This window comes from Streptomyces armeniacus (assembly GCF_003355155.1).
In the GTDB taxonomy this organism is placed as follows: domain Bacteria; phylum Actinomycetota; class Actinomycetes; order Streptomycetales; family Streptomycetaceae; genus Streptomyces; species Streptomyces armeniacus.
This window is the reverse complement of the sequence record NZ_CP031320.1, coordinates 2,522,269-2,542,211: the sequence shown is the minus strand read 5'-3', so window position 1 is coordinate 2,542,211 and position 19,943 is coordinate 2,522,269. Positions and strand designations below refer to the sequence as shown.

Below are 19,943 nucleotides of genomic sequence, written 5' to 3'. Positions count from 1 at the left end.
CTCTGGCACGGACGGAACGGGTGCAATCGTTACCGCTCGGAGACCTCGCGCCCGTACGGGCGCACGCGGCCCTGCCGGCCGTACGGACCGTACGGGTCAGTCGTCCGACTGCTCCTGCTGCTTGCGCCAGCGGATGCCCGCCTCGAGGAACGAGTCGATGTCGCCGTCGAGCACGGACTGCGGGTTGCCGACCTCGTACTCCGTCCGCAGGTCCTTGACCATCTGGTACGGGTGCAGGACGTACGAACGCATCTGGTTGCCCCAGGAGTTGCCCCCGTCGCCCTTCAGCGCGTCCATCTTGGCCTGCTCCTCCTGGCGGCGGTGCGCGAGGAGGCGGCTCTGCATGACGCGCATGGCGGCGGCGCGGTTCTGGATCTGCGACTTCTCGTTCTGGCAGGAGACGACGATGCCGGTCGGGATGTGCGTCATGCGCACCGCCGAGTCCGTGGTGTTGACGGACTGGCCGCCGGGACCGGAGGAGCGGAAGACGTCGATCCGCAGCTCGTTCTCCGGGATGTCGATGTGGTCGGTCTGCTCGACGACGGGCAGCACCTCGACGCCGGAGAACGACGTCTGGCGGCGGCCCTGGTTGTCGAACGGCGAGATCCGCACCATCCGGTGCGTGCCCTGCTCGACGGAGAGCGTCCCGTACGCGTACGGCGCCTTCACGGCGAAGGTCGCGGACTTGATGCCCGCCTCCTCCGCGTAGCTGATGTCGAAGACCTCCGTCGGATAGCCCTTGCGCTCCGCCCAGCGCAGATACATCCGCATCAGCTGCTCCGCGAAGTCCGCGGCGTCCACGCCGCCCGCCTCCGCGCGGACGCTGACGACGGCCTCCCGCGGGTCGTACTCGCCGGACAGCAGCGTACGGACCTCCAGCTCCTCGACCGCCTTGCGCACGGAGGCCAGCTCCGTGTCCGCCTCGCTGCGCGCGTCGGCGTCGTCCTCGCTCTCGGCGAGCTCGAACAGCACCTCGAGGTCGTCGATGCGGGAACGCAGCTCCTCGGCCCGGCGCAGCTGCCCCTGCAGATACGACAGCCGGCTGGTCACCTTCTGCGCGTTCTCGATGTCGTCCCACAGGTCCGGGGCCGCGGCCTGCTCCTCGAGCACGGCGACATCGGCCCTCATCCTGTCCAGGTCGAGGACGGCCTCGATCGACTCCATGGTGGAGGAGAGGGACTTCAGTTCTTCGGATACATCGACGACTGCCACAGGTCCAGCGTAACGGCTGGCGGCACGGGTGCCGCCGGTCCGTGCGCCGGGGCGCCCGTACACCCCGCGCACTCCTGGTCGGGGGCGGAACGGGCCGTACCGGAACGATCAGGGGCGTTCGACCGCGGGCGCGGGACGGGTCGCGGTGTCGTCCTCGGAGGTCGCGAGCCAGCCGCCGAGCCCCGCCGCGACCGCCACCGCCCCGGCGATCAGCGCCAGCTTCAGCCGTCTCCGCCGCAGCGACGCCGCCTGCGCGGCGCGGTTCCGCGCCGAACCGGCACGGCGCGCGCCGGCGGCCCGCGGGGCGCGGGCGGTGCCGTGCGCGCCGCCGGCCAGCTCGTCGGCGCCGGGGACGCGCATGGAGGTGTGGGTGTCGCGGTTGGAGTCCGGCCCGGTGCTCGTCTCGACCAGCGGCACGGCGCCGCGTACGGGCGCGCTGTGCGCGGGCTCCGGGCGCGCGGCCTCCGTACCCGACTCCTCGTACGCCTCGTCCGGCTGCTCGTCGATGTCGAGCGGAGGCAGGCCCTCCAGCGCCGGCAGCACCTCCCGCAGCCGCGCGGCCAGCTCCGGCGCACGCAGCCGCGAGGCGGGAGCCTTCGCCAGGCACTGGTGGATGAGCTGCCACAGCTCGTCGGGGATTCCGGGCAGCGGCGCGACCCGCTCGGTGACGTGGCGGCGCAGGATCGCCCCGGGGTGGCCGCCGCCGAACGGCGTGAAGCCGGCCAGCAGCTCGTAGAGGACGGTCGCCAGCGCGTAGATGTCGACGGAGGCGCGCGGCGGCAGGCCCTCGACCAGCTCGGGCGCGAGGTAGTCGGGCGTGCCGATGATGCCGCGCGGCGTCTGCGGGGCGTTCTGGCTCCCGCCGGACCCGGCGCCCGCGTCGGCGCCGTGCGCCCCGTGCTGCTGCGCGGCGGCGGCGCCGGACTGGCGGAGCAGGGCCGTACGGCGGGGGGAGTCGATCAGTTTGGCGACCCCGAAGTCCGTCAGCAGCGCGGGCGGCGCACCGCCGGGCCCGGCCGGGGCGTGCGCGTCGAGCAGCACGTTCTCCGGCTTGACGTCCCGGTGGACGATGCCCGCCGCGTGCGCGGCGCCGAGCCCGTCCGCCACGTCGATGGCGATCGCGACCGCGGCCTGGGGCGCGAGCCGCCGGTCGTGCTCCAGGCGCGTACGCAGGTCGGTGCCCCGTACGAGGTCCATGACCAGCGCCAGCTCGCTGCCGTTCACCACGAGATCGCGGAGGCCGACCACCCGCGGGTGGTCGAGGGACTGCAGAGCCGTACGCTCCCGCACGAAGCGGTCGACGAGTTCCTGATCCGACGCGAGGTCCTCACGGAGCAGCTTGACGGCGACCGGGCCCTCGGGCCCCTCGCCGAGCCATACCGTGCCCGCACTGCCGCGTCCCAGGATCTGGTGAGCGGTGTAGCGACTGCCGATCTTCCGTGCCACCATCCGTCCCTCGCTGGATCCGAGTGAGCCACATGGGCCGAGTGAGCCGAGTGAATCAGCTCCTCTGTCACGGAACAGGGAGCGTCACGGCGACAAAACTACGCGTCGCGGGCCGGCCAGGGAGCCAATACCGAGGGCAATTGTCACTTCTGGACGTGAATTACCCCGTGGAAGTCGATAAATCTCCGAACTCGCGGTACGGGCATCCGGGTCAACTGCCGACCTTGTCGAAGAAATCCTGCACCGAGCCGAAGAAATCCTCGGTCTTCTCCCAGAAGCTCTGGCCCTCCGCCCACCACTCGGGCACCGGCGTGAAGTTCCAGACGAGCACGGCTATGACGACCAGGATCAGGATCATGAACAGGCAGCCCTTGAGGCAGCCGAGCCCCGGAATGCGCATCGGATTCGCGCCGCCCCGGCGCTGGGGCTGCTGCGGCGGCTGCGGTTGCTGAGGCGCCGGCGGACGCTGCGGCTCGTACCGCTGCGGCTGCGGCTGCTGACGGCGCCGGGACGGCTGCGGCTGCTGGGGCTGCTGCGGCGGCGGCTGCTGGGGCCGGCGCTGCGGGCGGCGGCGCAGCGGGTCGAGGCTCGGGTCGAGCGGCTGGACCTGCGTCTGCTCGTTGCGGTCGCGGGCGGCGCGCATCTGGCTCTGCCACGGGTGCGGGCCGTCGGGCTGGGGCGGCTGCTGCGGCTGCGGAGGCTGCTGCGGCGGGCCGCCGGGACCACCGGGGCCGCCTGGGCCGCCGGTCTGCGGGAGGACGTTGGTGGGGGCGCTCGGGTCGAAACCCGGCGTGCCCTGGCCCGCACCGCCCTGGCCGGTGTTCGGCAGCACCTGTGTGGGCGCGGCCTCGCCGGTGAGCTGGCCCTCCGGCACGGTCGCGGGCTGCGGGTCCGGCGCGAGCAGCGCGGCGACGCCGAGCGCGGCACGCGCCTGGTCGGGTGTGGCCTGCGCGCCGACGCCCGCGGCGACCGTACGCAGCGAGCGGGCGAGGCCGGCCGCTCCGGGCCGCTCCTCGGGCTGCTTGCGCAGGCAGCGCTCAATGACCGTCCACAGCGGGTCCGGCAGACCGGGCGGGCGCTGCGGCTCCTCGCCGAGGTGGCGGTGGAGCACCTGCAGCGAGTTCTCGCCGCTGAACGGCGGCTGTCCGGCGACGAGTTCGTAGAGCAGGATGCCCGCGCCGTAGATGTCGACGGCGGAGGTCTGCGGCCGGCCCTCGGCGGACTCGGGCGCGACGTACGCGGGCGTGCCGACGAACTCCTGCGTACGCGTCAGGCCCGGCGAGTCCGCCAGCCGCGCGATGCCGAAGTCGGTGAGCAGCGGACGCATGCCGTCCGGGCCCTCGGAGAGCAGGACGTTGGCCGGTTTCAGATCGCGGTGCACGACGCCGTCGGCGTGGCTGGCCGCCAGCGCGTCCGCGACCTGCGCGGTGACGAGAGCGGCGGCGACCGGCGAGAACGGGCCGTTCTCCCGGAGATAGCGGTGCAGGTCGGGACCCTCGACGAGGTCCATCACCAGGGCCAGCAGATCACCCTCGACGACCAGGTCGCGGGTGCGGACGATGTTCTCGTGGGTCAGCCGCAGAAGGACGGAGCGCTCGCGCAGAAAGCGCATCACCACGTCCGGGTCGTTGGCCAGCTCCTCCTTGAGCACCTTGATCGCGACGGTCTCGCCCGGCTGCCCGGCCACCGCCGCCTCGGAGCCCGCGGTCTCGCGCTGGCGAGCCCGCCAGACGGTGCCCGTGGCGCCGCGTCCGAGCGGCTCCTCGAGCAGGTACTTGCTGCCTACCGGCCGCACGTCATGCGCTCCCTGCTGGTATGTCTGGTCGTGCCATCCCGCACACTGTAATGCCGCCGGGTGCGGCGGTGACGGGCCGCGTACGCGGAGCGACTCCGATCCGGCCGACTCGGGTCGACGATACGGTCGGCTTCCGGGTAAAGACGCGTCACCGGAGCGGATGGTTGCAGCCCGCGACCGGATCCGTCGAGGGAACCGGACAGGAGCGGTCAGCACTGATCGTGATCGGTCCGGCACTTTCCCGAACAGGCACTCTTGCGCACGAGCCTGTGCAATCAAGATCATTAGATCGTGCTGGCGGGGCGCGATGTCAGTGCCGGGTGCGAGGATGCATCCAGCACGGAGCGGTGGTGGGACCGGGAGGGGCCGATGCAGATCCGTCTGACTGTCCTCGCGTCGCGCGGCGGCCAGGCCGCAGCGCGGCCCTGCGACGTGCTCGTGACCGCGCCACCGGGCACCGTGCTGGCCGCGGTGACCGACTCGCTGGCGACGACCGTCGCCGGAGCGGGCGCCGGAGGCGGCGCTCCGGGCGGCGCCGGCGCCCCTTCCGCCCCCGGCACCACCGGCCCTGACGCAGCGTCGCACGGGTCTCCCGGGTCGTCGCACGCGTCGCACGCGTCGCACGACGTGGTGTCCGTCTACGACGGGACCGAACGGCTCGACCCGCAGCGGCAGGTGATCGGTGAGCCGCCGCTGATCGACGGCGCGACCATCTCGCTGTACGGCCCCGCGGCGCCCTCCCCCGCCTCCGCCTACGGCGCGGCCAAGGCCCGGCTCCACGTGACCGCCGGGCCGGACGCGGGAGGCGTCCACCTGCTGCACGGCGGCGCCGTCCAGCTCGGCCGCTCCGCGGACGCGGACGTGGCCCTCGACGACCCCGACGTCTCCCGGCTGCACTGCACGGTCACCGTCACCGACGGCGGCGCCGTCACGGTCACCGACCTCGGCCCCACCAACGGCACCACGGTCGACGGCACCGCCGTCGACGGCCGCCCCGCGATGCTGCACCCCGGCGCGAAGCTGCGCCTCGGCGAATCCGCGATCCGGCTGGAGGCCTCAGCGCCCGCCGCCGCACCGCCGCCCTCGCTGCCGACCATCCCGGACGGCGAGGGCCAGCTCCGGCTGTCCCCTCCCCTGCCCCCGCCGGCGCGTGGCGCCGACGGAAGCGCCGGCGGCGGTCCGCACGAGGCGGCAGCGGCGTACGGCGCGGGGCAGGACGCGTACGGACGGCGCGGCGGCGGCGGTGCGTACGGCACGGGCTCCGGCACGGGCTCCGGCACGGGCTCCGGCACGGGCTCCGGCACGGGCGCGGGCGGCGGTGGCGGCACGGGCGCCGGGCCGCGGGGCGCGGTGACCCCGGACGAGCCGAGACTTCCCACGCACACGTACGCGCCCATAGCGCCCTTCCCCGGCGACGAGGGCACCCGCGGCGCGGGCTTCGCCATGCCGCCGGGAGCCGCCGACCCGGCGTACGGGCCCGGGGCCGGGACGGACGCGGACGCCCAGCGCCCCCGGCGGGGGCGCGGACTCGGCGCGTGGGCGCGGCGGTTCACCGCGGCCTCGGGCACCGGCCGCGACGGCGCGGACGCCCCGGCGTACGGGCCGGACGGGCCGACGCACGGGCCCGGCGGCCACGGCGAGCACGGCGAGTACGGTCCCGGCGGGCGTCGCGTCCCCGGCGCGGCCGGCGGCGCGCGGGGCGCGGGGCCGGGCGCCGACGACGCGGCCGCGTGGGACGCGCGCTGGCCCGACCCCGCCACCGTGCTGCTCACCACGCTCGGGCCCGGACCACGGCTGTGGGAGCGCGGCCCGGACGATCCGGACGCGCTGACCGTACGGCTGGGGAGCGCGCACCGCAGCGACGGTTCCGGCGGTCCCGTGACCCTGTGCCTGCGCGGCGAGGGCTCCATAGGTCTGGCGGGACCGCGTTCACGGCTGGCCGGACTGGCCCGTTCCGTGCTGGCGCAGCTCGCCGTGCTGCACGCGCCGAGCACTCTCGAGATCGTCCTCGTCTCGGCGGACCGCGGACGCAGTGTCGCGAGCCGTACGGACGAGTGGGGCTGGCTCGGCTGGCTCCCCCACGTACGCCCCGGGCAGGGCCAGGACTGCCGGCTGCTGCTCGCGTACGACCGTGAGCAGGCCGCCGCCCGTACCGCCGAGCTCACCCGCCGGCTGGACGAGGCCGCGTCGCCGTCCGGCGGGGCGGCGGGCGGGGTCGCGGGCGCGGGCGGGGCCGCGGGCGACGGACTCGACGCGCGGCCGCACACCGTCCTCGTCGTCGACGGCGCCCCCGGTTCCGCCGCGCTGCGCGAGTCCGTGGCCCGGCTGGCCGCCGAGGGCCCGGACGTGGGCATCCACGTGCTGTGCCTCGCGGACACGCCGCCCGCCTCACCCGCCTCGCCGCTGGCCGCGACGGTCGAGGCGGCGTGCACGGCGTCGCCGCCGTTCCGCGCGTGCGGCACGCTCGCGCTGCTCAGCGGTGCGGTCGCGACGGCGGTGCGGGTGGTGCGGCGGGCGCCCGCGAGTGGTCCCGGCGGGCCTGCTTCCCCAAGTGGCCGCAGCGGCCCCGGCATCGACTTCGGTGGCGGGCCCGGCGGCGGTCTCGTGAACGGGACAATAGCGGCCATGGACGGCGTCTCCGCCGCCTGGGCCGAGCGGTTCGCGCGGGCGCTGGCGCCGCTGCGGGAGGCCGAGAGCCCGGTCGGCACGGACCCGCGCGCGCGTGCTCTCGGTGCCGCGCTGCCGCAGAGTTGCCGGCTGCTCGACGAGTTGGGGCTCGCCCGCGCGACACCCGTGGCCGTGCTCGCCCGCTGGGGCGCGCCCGGGTCCACGGCCCGGAGCGACGCGCTCCGGGCGGACGCCCGTGCCCCCCTGGTCTTCGGCGTCGGGCCGCGCGGCGCGGTCGGCACCGACCTGGCCACCGACCGCGGCCACGCCTTCGTCACGGGCCCGGCGGGCTCCGGCCGGACCGAACTGCTCCGTGCCCTCGCCGCCTCCCTCGCCGCGGGCGAACGCCCCGACCGGCTCGGCCTCGTGCTCATAGACGGCGCCGGCGGCGCCCGCGACGGCGGCCTCCGCGTATGCGCGGACCTGCCGCACGTCGGGTCGTACCTCACGTCGGGGGATCCGGTCCGCATGCGGGAGTTCGCCCAGTCGCTGAGCGGCGAACTGAAGCACCGTGCGGAGCTGATCGGGGAGAACGGCGCGTACGAGGACTACGTACAGGCGCTGGGGGCGGCGGCGTGGGGGCAGCAGCCGTCGGGGCAGGGACCGTTGGGGCAGGGTCTGTCTGGGCACGGGCAGGCCGACGCGCGGGTGGTGGCGCCCCGGCAGCCCGTCGAGGGCGACATCCCCACGGCAAGGCTGCGCAGCCCGGAGCCAGGGCCGGAGGCCGATCACGCGCTGGCCGGCGACGGTGCGGGGGCCGGACCGGCGGCGGGTACGGCGGCCGCGCCCTCGCCGGGGCCGCTGCCCCGGCTGGTCGTCCTCGTCGACGACTTCGACACCCTCGTCGACCCCGCCCTGGGCGATCCCGGGCGCCCCGCGTCGGGCTCCGTCGTACGCGCGCTGGAGTCCGTCGCACGCGACGGCGTACGGCTCGGGGTGCACCTGGTCACGGCCTCCCGCAGACCGGAGTGCACCGGCCGGACCGCGGTCGACCAAGGCGCCGCGATACGGGTGGAGCTGACCGGCCGGGACGGCGACGAACCGGCGCCGGGGCGCGGGCTCGTACGGCTGCCCGACGGCAGCGCGACCCCGTTCCAGGCGGGCCGGGTCACCGGTCGCATCCCGCGGACGGCCACCGTCCGCCCCACGGTCGTCCCGCTCGACTGGGCGCGTCTGGGCGACCCGCCGACGCGGCGCCCCGTACGGGAGTTGGGCAACGGCCCGACCGATCTCGCGCTGCTGGCCAGTGCGATGGAGCGGGCGGCGCGGTCCTTGGGCGGCGCGGCCGGGGGTGCCGGCGCGGCCGGCTCCGGCCCGGGTGCCGGTGCCGGTGCCGGTTCGGCGTCCGGCTCCGGTGCCGGGGCTGCCGCCGGGCGCGGCGAGCCGGGCCGGGACGCGGCACGGGGGCCGGGCGGCGCGACCGGAACGGGGCTGGCGCGGAGCCGGTCGCGGACGGTGATGTGAGGCGCGGCGGGGTGACCGTCGCGGCATTCCTCACGGGGCGGCCTCCGCGAGAGCCGTCCTCAAACGCCGGACGGGCTGCATCCGGCTGAGCCGCCACCCTCACGCGCGGGCCCGCGCAGGTGCGTTGGCGTGACCCGTCGCCAGGCGTCCTCCCCTGGCGCCCCCCACAGGGCCGTCCTCAAACGCCGGACGGGCTGCATCCGGCTGAGCCGTCACCCCAAGCCCAGGCCCCGGGTCAGAGCGTTTCGCTCAGGGAGTCTGCCAGACGGCGGCGGGAGACGCGGGCTGCCGGGAGCAGCGAGGCCGCCACCGCGCCCACCACCGCCGACGCGCCCAGGGCCGTCAGGGTCCAGGGGGACGGGAGTTGGGCGATGCCCGCACCGATGCCGCTCAGGCTGCCCTGCGTGTCGATCAGCCAGCCGCTCAGCAGCACCCCCGTGCCCGTGCCGGCCACCGCCGCCGCCAGGGTCAGGAAGCCGGTGGACGCGACGACCACCGTGCTGATCTGGCGGGGTGTGAGGCCGATCGCCCGGAGGGCGAGCAGGTCGCGACCCCGGTCGCGGACGCAGGCGCCGATCGCCGTCAGCAGTTCGGTGACGACGATCAGGGCGAGGACCGCGATCATCCCGGCGATTCCCCAGCGGGCGGGGGTGAGTCCGTCGGCCGGGTTGGGGACTTCCGCGATTTCGAGGCCGCCGGTCACGCGGTCGCCCAGTTCGGCGCTGACCGCGTGCGGGTCGGCGCCCGGCCGCAGTTCGAGGAGGGAGTGGTCCTGGCGCAGGCCGGGGTCGCGTTCGCGGAGGGCGTCCAGGGTGGTGGAGATGACCCTGCCGCCCTCGGCGGGTTCGAGGTTGCGTCCGACGATGTGGAGGATCTGGGGGCGGCCCTCGACCGTCATCCGTACCCAGTCGCCGACGTCCGCCTGGAGCAGTTTCAGCAGCCCTTCCCCCGCGACCGCTTCGTCGGGCCCGTTCGGGCGGCGGCCTTCGGCGAGGGCGAACGGGTACGGGTCGGCCTCCGTGCCGACACCCCGCAGCGTGATGGTGCCCGTCTGGCCGGGTACGAGCGCGTCGACCTCCGTGCTCGGGTGTACGGCGCTGACGTCCGGGTGCGCGGCCAGCATCCGCCGGTTCTCCTGCTCGCCGAGCTGGCCGGCGTGTGCGGAGCGCGCGGTGAGGGCGGCGGGCAGGCCCACCTCCTCGGGGTGGCTCTGGAACCGGTCCATGGTGGCCCATACGCTCAGCGCCACCGTGATCAGCACCAGCGGTACGGCCAGCCGCAGCACCGCCGTCAGCGCGCGGGCGCGGCGCGGGAAGGCGCTGCGCCAGCCGAGCAGCAGGGTGGAGGAGCCGGCGAGTGACAGGGCGCGCCGGGTGACGCGGGACATCGGGCCCACGGAGGGCAGCGCGGCCCGTACGGACGGGACGGGCGGCACCCGGCCGGCGCGCCAGGCGGCGAGCCCGGTGGTCAGGGCGATGAGCAGGACGGCGGCGGCGGGCAGGCCGAACAACAGGGTGAAGTGGCCCGGGAGTTCCTGCCATACGGCGGCGGCCTCGCCGATCTGTCCGGGTATGTGCGGGCCGAGGGCCATGATGGTGCCGGTGCCGAGGGCGACGGCGAGGACGGCCATCGCCAGGTGCTGGATGAGGAACGACCCGACCAGCTGGGCGGGCGTGAACCCGATGGCCTTGAGCATGGAGATGTCGCGCAGCTGCCCCCGTACGCGGGTGCTGATGGCGCCGGAGGCGACCAGCGCGCCGGCCAGCAGCGCGCCGAGGCCGAACACCCCGAACACGAGCCCCAGCAGCCGGTATCCGCCTTCGGCGTCGGCCCGTGCCTCCTGCCACTTGGTGACTTCGGCGACCTGGTCGGAGCCGAGTTCGGTGACGGCGCGCTGGACGACGAAGTCGGTGTCGCGCGGGTCGTCGAGCCGCAGCCCGATGGTCTGGCCGGGGCCCTTGCGCTCGGTGGAGTCGAGGGTTCCGGGCAGTACCCAGCCGACGCCGGGCTGTTCGCCGGGGCTGTAGTGCGGTTCGGCGGTCTCCGCGACGCCGACGACCTCGAGCCGGCGCGGGCCGTCGCTGCCGGGGACGGTGAGCGTGTCGCCCGGTTCGGCCCACATCGCCTCGGCGAGGGACTCCTCCAGGACGATGCCGTCGCGCGCCGTGCTCTCGGCGCCGCGCGCGCCCTCCCCGTGTACGCCGTCGCCCCGTACGCCGTCCCCCTGTACGACGTCGGGCCGCCCGCCCGGACCGGCGTCCTCCAGCCAGTGCCCGGAGACCAGTTGCGGACGCGCCACCTCCGGCGGCTCCCCCGCGTCCGCCGCCCGCATCTCCAGCACCGCGCGCACGCCGCCGGACTCGGCGGTCGTACGGGTGGTGCGGAACGGTCCCGACACCCCCGTCACGCCGTCGAGCCGGGACAGTCCCGCCATCTCGGCGCCGGCGCTGGTGCTGAGCCAGACGTGCGCGCCCCGGGTCTGGGTGAAGATCCGCTCCCAGGGGTTGGTGGCGTAGCTGAACAGCGCGGCGGCGAGCAGCAGCGAGGCGATGATCCCGGCGGTGGCGAGCACGCTGAACAGCGCCTGCCCGCGGTTGGCGCGCAGGTCGGCGTGTGCCCAGCGCAGGGTGGCGCGTACGGTCATGGGTCGAGGTCCAGTACGCCCGACACGCCTCCGTACGGGCTGGCGGACGCGCCGCCCAGGTCGGCGTCGTCCGCGATCCGGCCGTCGAAGAAGCTGATCACACGGTCCGCGGCGCTGGCCATGCGGGCGTCGTGGGTGACCATCAGGATGGTCTGGCCGCTCCGGTGGAACCGCGAGAGCAGCCGCAGCACTTCGCGGGTGCCGGTGCTGTCGAGGCTGCCGGCGGGCTCGTCGGCGAGGAGCAGGCTGGGCTTGTTGACCAGCGCGCGGGCGAGCGCGACGCGCTGCTGCTCGCCGCCGGAGAGCTCGTTGGGCATGGCGCGTTCCTTGCCGGCCATGCCGAGGTCGCCGAGTAGCTCCGTACGGGAGGCGCGCGCGTCGCGCGGGGACATCCCGGCGAGCAGTGCGGGGAGTTCGATGTTGTCGGCCACGGTCAGGTTCGACACGAGGTTGAAGAACTGGAAGACGACGCCGATGCCGCCGCGCCGCAGCACCGCCCAGCGGGCCTCGCTGAGGCCGTCCACGCGCCGGCCGTCGATCCATATGTGCCCGCTGTCGGGCCGCTGGAGCCCGCCCAGCAGGTGCAGCAGCGTGGACTTGCCGGCGCCGGAGGGGCCGGTGACGGCGACGAACTCGCCGCGTGCCACCCGCAGATCGACGCCGCGCACCGCCCGTACGGGGGTGCCCTCGCCGTGGTGGGTCTTGGCCAGGCCCTCGGCGCGTACGATCGCGTCGTCCGCGGCCTCGCCGGCTCCGCCGGCCCCGTCAGCGGTCATGCGCACTCATTCCGACTCGTTCCGGCTCATTCCAGCTCCTCCTGGCAGCGTTCCAGCCAGTCGAGGTCGGCCTGCAGGTGCAGTATCGCGCCCTCGATCAGCAGCTGGGCGATCCGGTTGTCCCCCTCGTCCCCGTCGTCGGCCGTGCTGAGCTTCGACAGCTGCCGCATGGTGTTGAGGTACTGCCGCCGCTGCCGGTTGATCAGAGCGATCCGGTCGGCCATTCCGGTGTGCTGGGCCAGTGCGAGCTTCATGAAGAACTCGTCCCGCACCCGGGGCTCGTCCGTCGTCTCCTCGAACCAGGCGAGCACAGCCTCCCGCCCGGCGTCGGTGAGCACGTAGATGCGCTTGTTGGGCCGGCTGGCCTGCTCGACATCCTCGCCGGCGATCAGGCCCGCTTTCTCCAGGCGCCCGAGAGTGACGTAGATCTGGCCGACGTTCGGCTGAGGGTACGCCGTGCCCAGGAGCTTCTCAAGGTCCTGCTTGAGCTCGTAACCATGCGCGGGGCCGCGGGCGAGGAGGGCCAGGAGCGACAGACGCAAGCGCGCTCTCCTCCTCCGGTTTCTGGTGGCTGTCGGTTCCCGTGCTCGCCGTTGAGCCTGGGGGTGCGAGGCGGCGTACGGGCGCTTCAGACCGCCCCCCGGCGCCCCTCCTCACGTCTAGTATCGCCCATGCCTAACGGGTATATATGAGCCCCAGATGCCGGGGCAAGGAACCCTTTGCCGATGCACGAGGAGGCAAAGATGCGCTGGATGCGGGCCGCGGGCCGGGGTCTGCTGGCCGCCGCGGTGGTCGCGTCCGGGTACGCCGGGTTCGCTCCGGAACCCGCGGGGAGCGCCGACCGCGGGCCCATGACGCTGGTCACGGCGGGTGATCTGACCCGCTATCTGGACCCGTTGCTGGACGACTGGAACCGCGCGCACCCCGGCGAGAAGGTGACGCTCGTCGAGCTGCCGGAGTCGACCGACGAGTCGCGTTCGCAACTGATCACCGAACTGCGCTCCGGCAGCAGCCGCTTCGACGTGCTCAACATCGACGTGTCGTGGACGTCCGAATTCGCCGCCGCCGGCTGGATATCGCCGCTGGACCGCGACCGGTTCGCGCTGGACGCCTTCCTGCCGCCGGTCGTGGACACCGGCACGTTCGACAAGCGGCTGTACGCCGTCCCGTATGTCACCAATGCCGGGCTGCTCTACTACCGCAAGGACATCCTGGACCGCGCGCACGAGCGCCCCCCGCGCACCTGGGCCGAGCTCGCGCGGCTCGCCCGTACGGTCGCGCCGCGGCACGGACTCGACGGTTACGGCAGTCAGTTCCTGCCGTACGAGGGCCTCACCGCGAACGTCACCGAGGCCGTGCTGTCCTCCGGCGGCTCGCTGCTCGCCGACGAGGGGGCGCGGGTCACCGTCGACGAACACACGCGCGAGGCGCTGGAGTTCCTGGCGGGCGGCGTACGGGAGGGCTGGATACCGCGGGCGGCGCTGGACTACAAGGAGGAGGAGTCCCGCGAGGCCTTCCAGAACGGGAAGCTCCTCTTCCTGCGGAACTGGCCGTACGTACACGCCCTCGCGGGCGGCGCCAACTCCCAGGTGGCGGGCAAGTTCGGCGCCGTACGGCTGCCCGGCCCGGACGGGCCCGGCACGAGCGTGCTGGGCGGCTCGAACCTCGCGGTCAACTCCGACTCCCCGCACCGGGAGTCGGCCGCCGAGCTGATCGCGTATCTGACCAGCGAGCCCGTGCAGCGCCGCGTCCTCACCGAGGGCGGGCTGCCGCCCGTACGCGCAGACCTCTATACCGACCCCGCCCTGGTGCGGGACCATCCGTATCTGCCGACCCTCCGGGCGAGCATCCTGAGCGCCGAGCCGCGTACGAAAAGCCCGCGCTACGACCAGGTGACGCTCGCCGTACAGGCGGTCACCAACGACGTGTTGGCGCTCCGGCAGACACCGGAGAAGGCCGTCGAACGGCTCGCGCGCGAGCTGGAGGACATCGCCCGCCGGGGTTGACCCCGGGGGTGCATACCCCCGCCCTCTTACTTATCAGTTAGGTATCGCTGAAGCCCCAGACGCTGGGCATTTAGGGGGAATACCTGCGCAGTCCTGTATCGCCGTTGACACGTGCTGGTCATCTCTACCTAACATGCATGCACTCAGCGGCGGAGCTAGCGCCGCACACGCGCTTCTCCGACGAACAGGTCAGCGAACGATGTTGACGACTCAGGCCGGCGACGGCCTCCAGCGCCCTGCCACCGACGGCTGGTGGCGGGACGCGGTGATCTACCAGGTGTACGTCCGCAGCTTCCTGGACAGCACCGGCGACGGGATCGGCGATCTGGCGGGCGTACGCGCCGGGTTGCCGTACCTCAAGAAACTGGGTGTGGACGGGATCTGGCTCAGCCCCTTCTACCCCTCACCGCAGCACGACCACGGCTACGACGTCGCCGACTACTGCGATGTGGACCCGGTCTACGGGGACTTGGACGAGTTCGACCTGCTGGTGACCGACGCCCGCAGGCTGGGCATGAAGCTGGTCCTCGACATCGTGCCCAACCACTGCTCCAGCGAGCACCCCTGGTTCCGCGCGGCGCTCGAGGGCGGGCCCGGCAGCGCGGCCCGCTCCCGGTTCCACTTCGCCCCCGGGCGGGGCCCGGACGGCGACGAGCCGCCGAACAACTGGCACGCCATGTTCGGGGGCCCGGCCTGGAGCCGGATCACCGAGCCGGACGGCACGCCCGGCGAGTGGTACCTGCACCTGTTCACACCGGAGCAGCCCGACCTCAACTGGCGTGACCCGGACGTCGCCAACGCCTTCGACGACATACTCCGGTTCTGGCTCGACCGCGGCATCGACGGATTCCGCATCGATGTCGCCGCGGGCCTGTTCAAGGACCCCGAACTGCCCGACTCGCCCGATCCGCGGGCCGACGAGCGGTCCCGCGACTCGGTCAACCCGCTCGCCTGGAACCAGCCCGAGGTGCACGACGTGTGGCGCCGCTGGCGCTCCGTCTGCGAGGAGTACACCGCGCGGGACGGCTGCGACCGGCTGCTGGTCGGCGAGGTGTCGGTGCCCACCGCGCGCGAACACGCCCGCTACATCCGCCCCGACGAGCTGCACCAGGCGTTCTTCTTCGACCTGCTGAGCGCGCCCTGGCGGGCCGACGCCTTCCGCAAGACGATCAGCGACGCCATGCGCGACATCGTCGGCACCGGCTCCACCACCACCTGGGTGCTCAACAACCACGACCAGGTGCGCTCCGTGACCCGGTACGCGGGCGAACCCGGCCTGGAGGGCAGCGGCCTCGGCTCGGACCGGGCCCGCGCGGCGGCGCTGCTGATGCTCGCGCTGCCCGGCGCCGCGTACATCTACCAGGGCGAGGAACTCGGCCTGCCCGAGGTCGTCGACCTCCCCGACGAGCTGCTCACCGACCCCATCTTCCGCCGGACCGGCAGCCGCAGCCGGGTCCGCGACGGCTGCCGGGTGCCGCTGCCGTGGTCGGGGCACGCGTCGCCGTTCGGCTTCACGTCGGGCGTCGAGGGCGTACGGCCGTGGCTGCCGCAGCCCGCGTGGTTCGCGGAGCACGCGACAGACCGTGCCGTGTCCGACCCCCGCTCGTTCTGGCACCTCTACCGCGAGGCGCTGCAACTGCGCCGGGGACTGCCGCAGCTCGGCACCGGCGACCTGCGCTGGCTCGACTCCCCGCCCGACGTGCTGGCCTTCGCACGCGGCGAAGGACTCGTGTGCGCCGTCAACTTCGGCACCGCACCGGTGGGCGCCCCCGTGCCCGGCACCCTGCTGCTGGCCAGCGGGCCGTGCGAGGGACCGGTGCTGCCGGGCTCCACCGCGGCCTGGTGGATCAGCGACCGGGCCGCCGGCTGACGCCGACCGGGCCGCCGGCCCACCCGAAACATCCGGAAGGATCACAGATGAGACGACGAAAAGCACCACCAGGCGGGACGGCCGTGCCACGAACGGCCGTCCCGCGTACGGAGCTTGGCGGTACGACCCGTACGGCCCCCATGCGTACGGGCCGTACCGCCACGCGCACCGCCACCGCCGTCGCCGCCGCGCTCGCCCTGTCGCTGACCGCGGCGTGCAGCGGGGACGGCGGGGACGACGGCGGCGGTGCCAGTGACAAGCACACGGTGAAGCTGCCGGACCTCAGCGGCGAGAAGATCCAGGTGGCCGCGGTGTGGACCGGGCCGGAGGAGGAGAACTTCCGCAAGGTCCTGGACGAGTTCGAGAGCCGCACCGGCGCGGAGGTCGAGTTCGTGCCGACCGGCGACAACGTCGCCACCTTCCTCGGCTCGAAGATCGGCGGCGGCGCGCCGCCGGACGTCGCGATGCTGCCGCAGGTCGGCGTGCTGCGGCAGTTCGCCGAGAAGAAGTGGCTCAAGCCGCTCCCGGCGGCGGCGAAGCAGCAGCTGAACAAGAACTTCTCCAAGGGCTGGCAGGACCTCGGCGCCCACGACGGCACGCAGTACGGCGTCTACTTCAAGGCCGCCAACAAGTCTCTGATGTGGTACAACACCGCGGCGTACGCGGCCGCCGGCGTCGGCGAGGCGAAGACCTGGGACGCGTACCTCAAGGACCTCGAGACGATCTCCGACTCCGGCGTCGAGCCGGTCTCGGTGGGTGGCGCGGACGGCTGGACCCTCACCGACTGGTTCGAGAACATCTACCTCTCGCAGGCCGGTCCGGAGAAGTACGACCAGCTGGCCGCGCACGAGATCAAGTGGACCGACCCGTCCGTGAAGCGGGCGCTCACCACTCTCGGCCAGCTGTTCGGCAACGACCTGCTGCTCTCGGGCGGCAACGAGGGCGCGCTGCAGACGCCGTTCCCCGAATCCGTCACCAAGACGTTCGCGGACTTCGACGCGCCCGAGGCAGCCGTCGTGTTCGAGGCCGACTTCGTCGGCGTCAACGTCACGAACGACACCAAGGCGGAGATCGGCGAGGACGTGAAGGTCTTCCCGTTCCCGCGGGTCGGCGCCAAGGAGCCGGTGGTGACCGGCGGCGACGTGGCCGTGGGCCTCAAGGACGGCAAGGCCGCGCAGGCCATGCTCACCTTCCTGGCCTCCACGGACGCCGCCGCGGTGATGGCGGAGCAGGGCGGCTTCATCTCGCCCAACAAGGAGCTGGACCGGGCGAATTACCCGAACGACGTACAGCGCGAGATCGCCAAGGCGCTGACCGACGCGGGCGACGACTTCCGCTTCGACATGTCCGACCAGGCGCCCGCCGCCTTCGGCGGCACCAAGGGCGAGGGCGAGTGGAAGGCACTCCAGGACTTCCTGAAGAACCCGGACGATGTGGCGGGCGCGCAGAGAGCCCTGGAAGCTTCCGCCGCCAAGGCATTCGAGAACTGAGGCGGAGGCGGACCTGACATGTCGTCGCACGTAACCGCGGACGGCCCGGGCACCCCCGTCGTTGACGGGCCCGCCGGCCGCGGCACACCGGAACAACCACGGAGCGGGGGCGGCCGCAAGTCGCCCCTGGCCAACTCCACGACGTGGATCGCGGGAGGCTTCCTCCTGCCCGCGCTGCTCCTGCTCGGAGCGCTCCTCGTCTACCCCATCGTCTACTCCGCTTACCGCAGCTTCTTCGACGCCTCCGGCTCCGGATTCGTCGGCCTCGACAACTACGCCGAGGTCTTCTCCGGAGACGGCCTGACCGCCGTCAAGAACACCCTCGTCTGGGTCATCCTGGCCCCGTCCATCGCCACCGCCTTCGGTCTGATCTTCGCGGTCCTGACCGAACGGGTGCGCTGGGGCACGGCGTTCAAGATGGTCATCTTCATGCCGATGGCGATCTCCATGCTCGCCGCCGGCATCATCTTCGGGCTCGTCTACCAGCAGGACCCGGAGCGCGGCGCGGCCAACGCCGTATGGACGACCGTCCACGACACGTTCACCGACGCCTCCGTCTTCCCGGGCGCCCGCCCGCGGCCCGACGCGGGGCTGGAGAAGCAGGGCGGCGCGTTCACCACCGAGGAGACCGTCGGCGCGGACTCGCCGGCCGGGCTGCCGCTCGTCGGCATCCCGCCCGCCGACGTCAGCGACGCCGGGACCGCCAAGGAGGCCGGCAAGGGCTCCGGCGGCGAGGTCACCGGCACCGTCTGGAACGACTTCACCAAGGGCGGCGGCGGCCGGGACGGCGCGATCGACTCCGGCGAGAAGGCGCTTCCCGGCATCAAGGTGGAGGCGGTGAAGGACGGCAAGGTCGTTGCCTCCGCCACCACGGCGGACGACGGTACGTACTCCCTGCCGGCCGAGGCGGAGGGCGCCCAACTGCGGCTCCCCGCCTCGAACTTCGCCGAGCCGTACAACGGGGTCGACTGGCTCGGCCCGTCCCTGGTGACGCCGTCGATCATCGCCTCCTACATCTGGATGTGGGCCGGTTTCGCGATGGTCCTGATCGCCGCGGGCCTCGCCGGCATCCCGCGTGAGCTGCTGGAGGCCGCCCGTATGGACGGCGCCAACGAGTGGCAGGTCTTCCGCAAGGTGACGGTGCCGCTGCTGGCCCCGATCCTCGGCGTGGTCGTCGTCACGCTCATGATCAACGTCCTGAAGATCTTCGACCTCGTCTACATCATCGCGCCCAGCGCCACCCAGTCGGACGCCAACGTGCTCGCCCTGGAGCTGTACCTGTCGTCCTTCGGCGGCGGCGGCAACCAGGGTTACGGCAGCGCCATCGCCGTGGTCCTCCTGCTGCTCGTGGTCCCGATGATGGTCGTCAATATCCGCCGCCTGCGGAGGGAGAAAAGCCGATGAGCACCGTGCCCCCCGCGCCGTCCCCGTCCGGGACCACGGAGAAGTCCACGCCGGCGCCGGTCACCAGACCGGAGAGCGTACGGCCCCGCCCCTCGCTGGCCTCCCGTGTCGCCGCCCTCACCGGCGGCGCCGCGACGCAGTTCGTCCTCGTGCTGATCGCGCTGTTCTGGCTGCTGCCGACCGCCGGTCTGCTCGGCTCCTCGTTCCGGGAGTCGTCCGACATCGCGACCTCGGGCTGGTGGAAGGTCTTCACCGACCCCGGCCAGATGACGTTCGGCAACTACGACACCCTGCTCGGCAACGACGCCATCACCGACTCGCTGATGGTCACGGCGCTGATCACGATTCCGTCGACCATCCTGGTCGTCATCCTCGGGGCGCTGGCGGGCTACGCGTTCGCCTGCCTCGACTTCCCCGGCCGGGACTGGTGGTTCCTGCTGGTCGTCGGGCTGCTCGTGGTGCCGGTGCAGGTGGCGCTGCTGCCGGTGTCGAAGCTGTTCAACACCCTCGGGCTGTTCGAGACGACACCGGGTGTGGTCCTGTTCCACACCGCCTTCGGGCTGCCGTTCGCGGTGTTCCTGCTGCGGAACTTCTTCGCGGAGATTCCGAAGGAGCTCCTGGAGGCGGCGCGGCTGGACGGCGCGGGTGAGATCCGCCTGTTCACCCGGGTCGTGCTGCCGCTGGGCGGACCGGCGATCGCCTCGCTCTGCATCTTCCAGTTCCTGTGGGTGTGGAACGACATGCTGGTCGCGCTGATCTTCGCGGACGCCGGCTCGCCGCCGATCACGGTCGCGCTGCAGCAACAGGTGCGGCAGTTCGGGAACAACATCGACGTGCTGGCGCCCGGCGCCTTCGTCTCGATGATCATCCCGCTGGCGGTCTTCTTCGCCTTCCAGCGGCAGTTCGTGTCCGGCGTGATGGCCGGGGCGGTGAAGTAGGGGCGGCGAGCGGCGGCACGGCGCCGTGCGGGGCGGCGCGGGAGGGCCTGTCGTCAAAGTAGCGCCGTCCGCCGAAGGCGGTGCCCACGGCGTCCGGTGCGTGCAGCTGCAAGGCGGAGTGCCGTCCTCGTAGTGGGCTACTCGGGCGGTGCGACAACGCAGGGGGCACCTCCCGGGCCGTCAAGGCCCAGGGGGAAGATGTGCGTGCAGGGCGTCGTGGGCAAGGCGGGA

General features: G+C 73.4%; 12 protein-coding genes. 6 read left to right on the top strand and 6 right to left on the bottom strand.

From position 1 onward, the window contains the following. Nucleotides 1–96: 96 nt before the first annotated feature. From prfB to DVA86_RS11035, 3 genes are all read right to left on the bottom strand, one after another. Nucleotides 97–1,212, bottom strand: coding sequence for a peptide chain release factor 2 (gene prfB, locus DVA86_RS11045; protein WP_208877773.1), 1,116 nt, complete (start codon nucleotides 1,210–1,212; stop codon nucleotides 97–99). A 108-nt stretch (nucleotides 1,213–1,320) separates the two neighbouring features. Continuing rightward, the gene (locus DVA86_RS11040; protein WP_208884605.1) at nucleotides 1,321–2,658 is read right to left on the bottom strand and encodes a serine/threonine-protein kinase; all 1,338 of its coding nucleotides are present in this window, start codon (nucleotides 2,656–2,658) and stop codon (nucleotides 1,321–1,323) included. 211 nt (nucleotides 2,659–2,869) lie between these two features. Further along, entirely contained in the window at nucleotides 2,870–4,453 is a 1,584-nt protein-coding gene (locus tag DVA86_RS11035; protein WP_208877771.1) for a serine/threonine-protein kinase, read from the bottom strand. A 369-nt stretch (nucleotides 4,454–4,822) separates the two neighbouring features. On the opposite strand from DVA86_RS11035, the gene DVA86_RS11030 reads away from it, so the two are divergent. After that, the gene (locus DVA86_RS11030) at nucleotides 4,823–8,584 is read left to right on the top strand and encodes an FHA domain-containing protein (RefSeq protein ID WP_208877769.1); all 3,762 of its coding nucleotides are present in this window, start codon (nucleotides 4,823–4,825) and stop codon (nucleotides 8,582–8,584) included. Between the two features lie 235 nt (nucleotides 8,585–8,819). Here DVA86_RS11030 and DVA86_RS11025 read toward each other — a convergent pair whose 3' ends face one another. From DVA86_RS11025 to DVA86_RS11015, 3 genes are read right to left on the bottom strand one after another with little or no spacing between them, the layout of a single operon-like run. After that, a complete protein-coding gene (locus tag DVA86_RS11025; protein ID WP_208877762.1) occupies nucleotides 8,820–11,228 on the bottom strand; it encodes an ABC transporter permease in 2,409 nt (802 codons plus the stop codon). Further along, the gene (locus tag DVA86_RS11020) at nucleotides 11,225–12,004 is read right to left on the bottom strand and encodes an ABC transporter ATP-binding protein (RefSeq protein ID WP_208877760.1); all 780 of its coding nucleotides are present in this window, start codon (nucleotides 12,002–12,004) and stop codon (nucleotides 11,225–11,227) included. The genes DVA86_RS11025 and DVA86_RS11020 overlap by 4 nt, the downstream gene beginning before the upstream one ends. 26 nt (nucleotides 12,005–12,030) lie before the next feature. Further along, nucleotides 12,031–12,546: a PadR family transcriptional regulator gene (locus DVA86_RS11015; protein ID WP_208877759.1), complete on the bottom strand. Its 516-nt coding sequence runs from the start codon at nucleotides 12,544–12,546 to the stop codon at nucleotides 12,031–12,033. Between the two features lie 201 nt (nucleotides 12,547–12,747). Between DVA86_RS11015 and DVA86_RS11010 the strand changes: the two genes are divergently transcribed. The 5 genes from DVA86_RS11010 to DVA86_RS10990 all read left to right on the top strand — a co-directional run bounded on the left by DVA86_RS11010 (nucleotide 12,748) and on the right by DVA86_RS10990 (nucleotide 19,712). Further along, nucleotides 12,748–14,010, top strand: a complete 1,263-nt coding sequence (locus tag DVA86_RS11010) for an ABC transporter substrate-binding protein (RefSeq protein ID WP_208884603.1) — start codon at nucleotides 12,748–12,750, stop codon at nucleotides 14,008–14,010. Between the two features lie 199 nt (nucleotides 14,011–14,209). Next, a complete protein-coding gene (locus tag DVA86_RS11005; RefSeq protein ID WP_208877757.1) occupies nucleotides 14,210–15,880 on the top strand; it encodes a glycoside hydrolase family 13 protein in 1,671 nt (556 codons plus the stop codon). Nucleotides 15,881–16,020: 140 nt separating this feature from the next. Continuing rightward, a complete protein-coding gene (locus DVA86_RS11000) occupies nucleotides 16,021–17,370 on the top strand; it encodes an ABC transporter substrate-binding protein (protein ID WP_208884601.1) in 1,350 nt (449 codons plus the stop codon). Nucleotides 17,371–17,388: 18 nt separating this feature from the next. Beyond that, a complete protein-coding gene (locus DVA86_RS10995; RefSeq protein WP_208877755.1) occupies nucleotides 17,389–18,774 on the top strand; it encodes an ABC transporter permease in 1,386 nt (461 codons plus the stop codon). Further along, on the top strand, nucleotides 18,771–19,712 hold the full coding sequence (locus DVA86_RS10990; protein WP_208877753.1) for a carbohydrate ABC transporter permease: 942 nt from the start codon (nucleotides 18,771–18,773) through the stop codon (nucleotides 19,710–19,712). The genes DVA86_RS10995 and DVA86_RS10990 overlap by 4 nt, the downstream gene beginning before the upstream one ends. The last annotated feature ends 231 nt before the right edge of the window (nucleotides 19,713–19,943 follow it).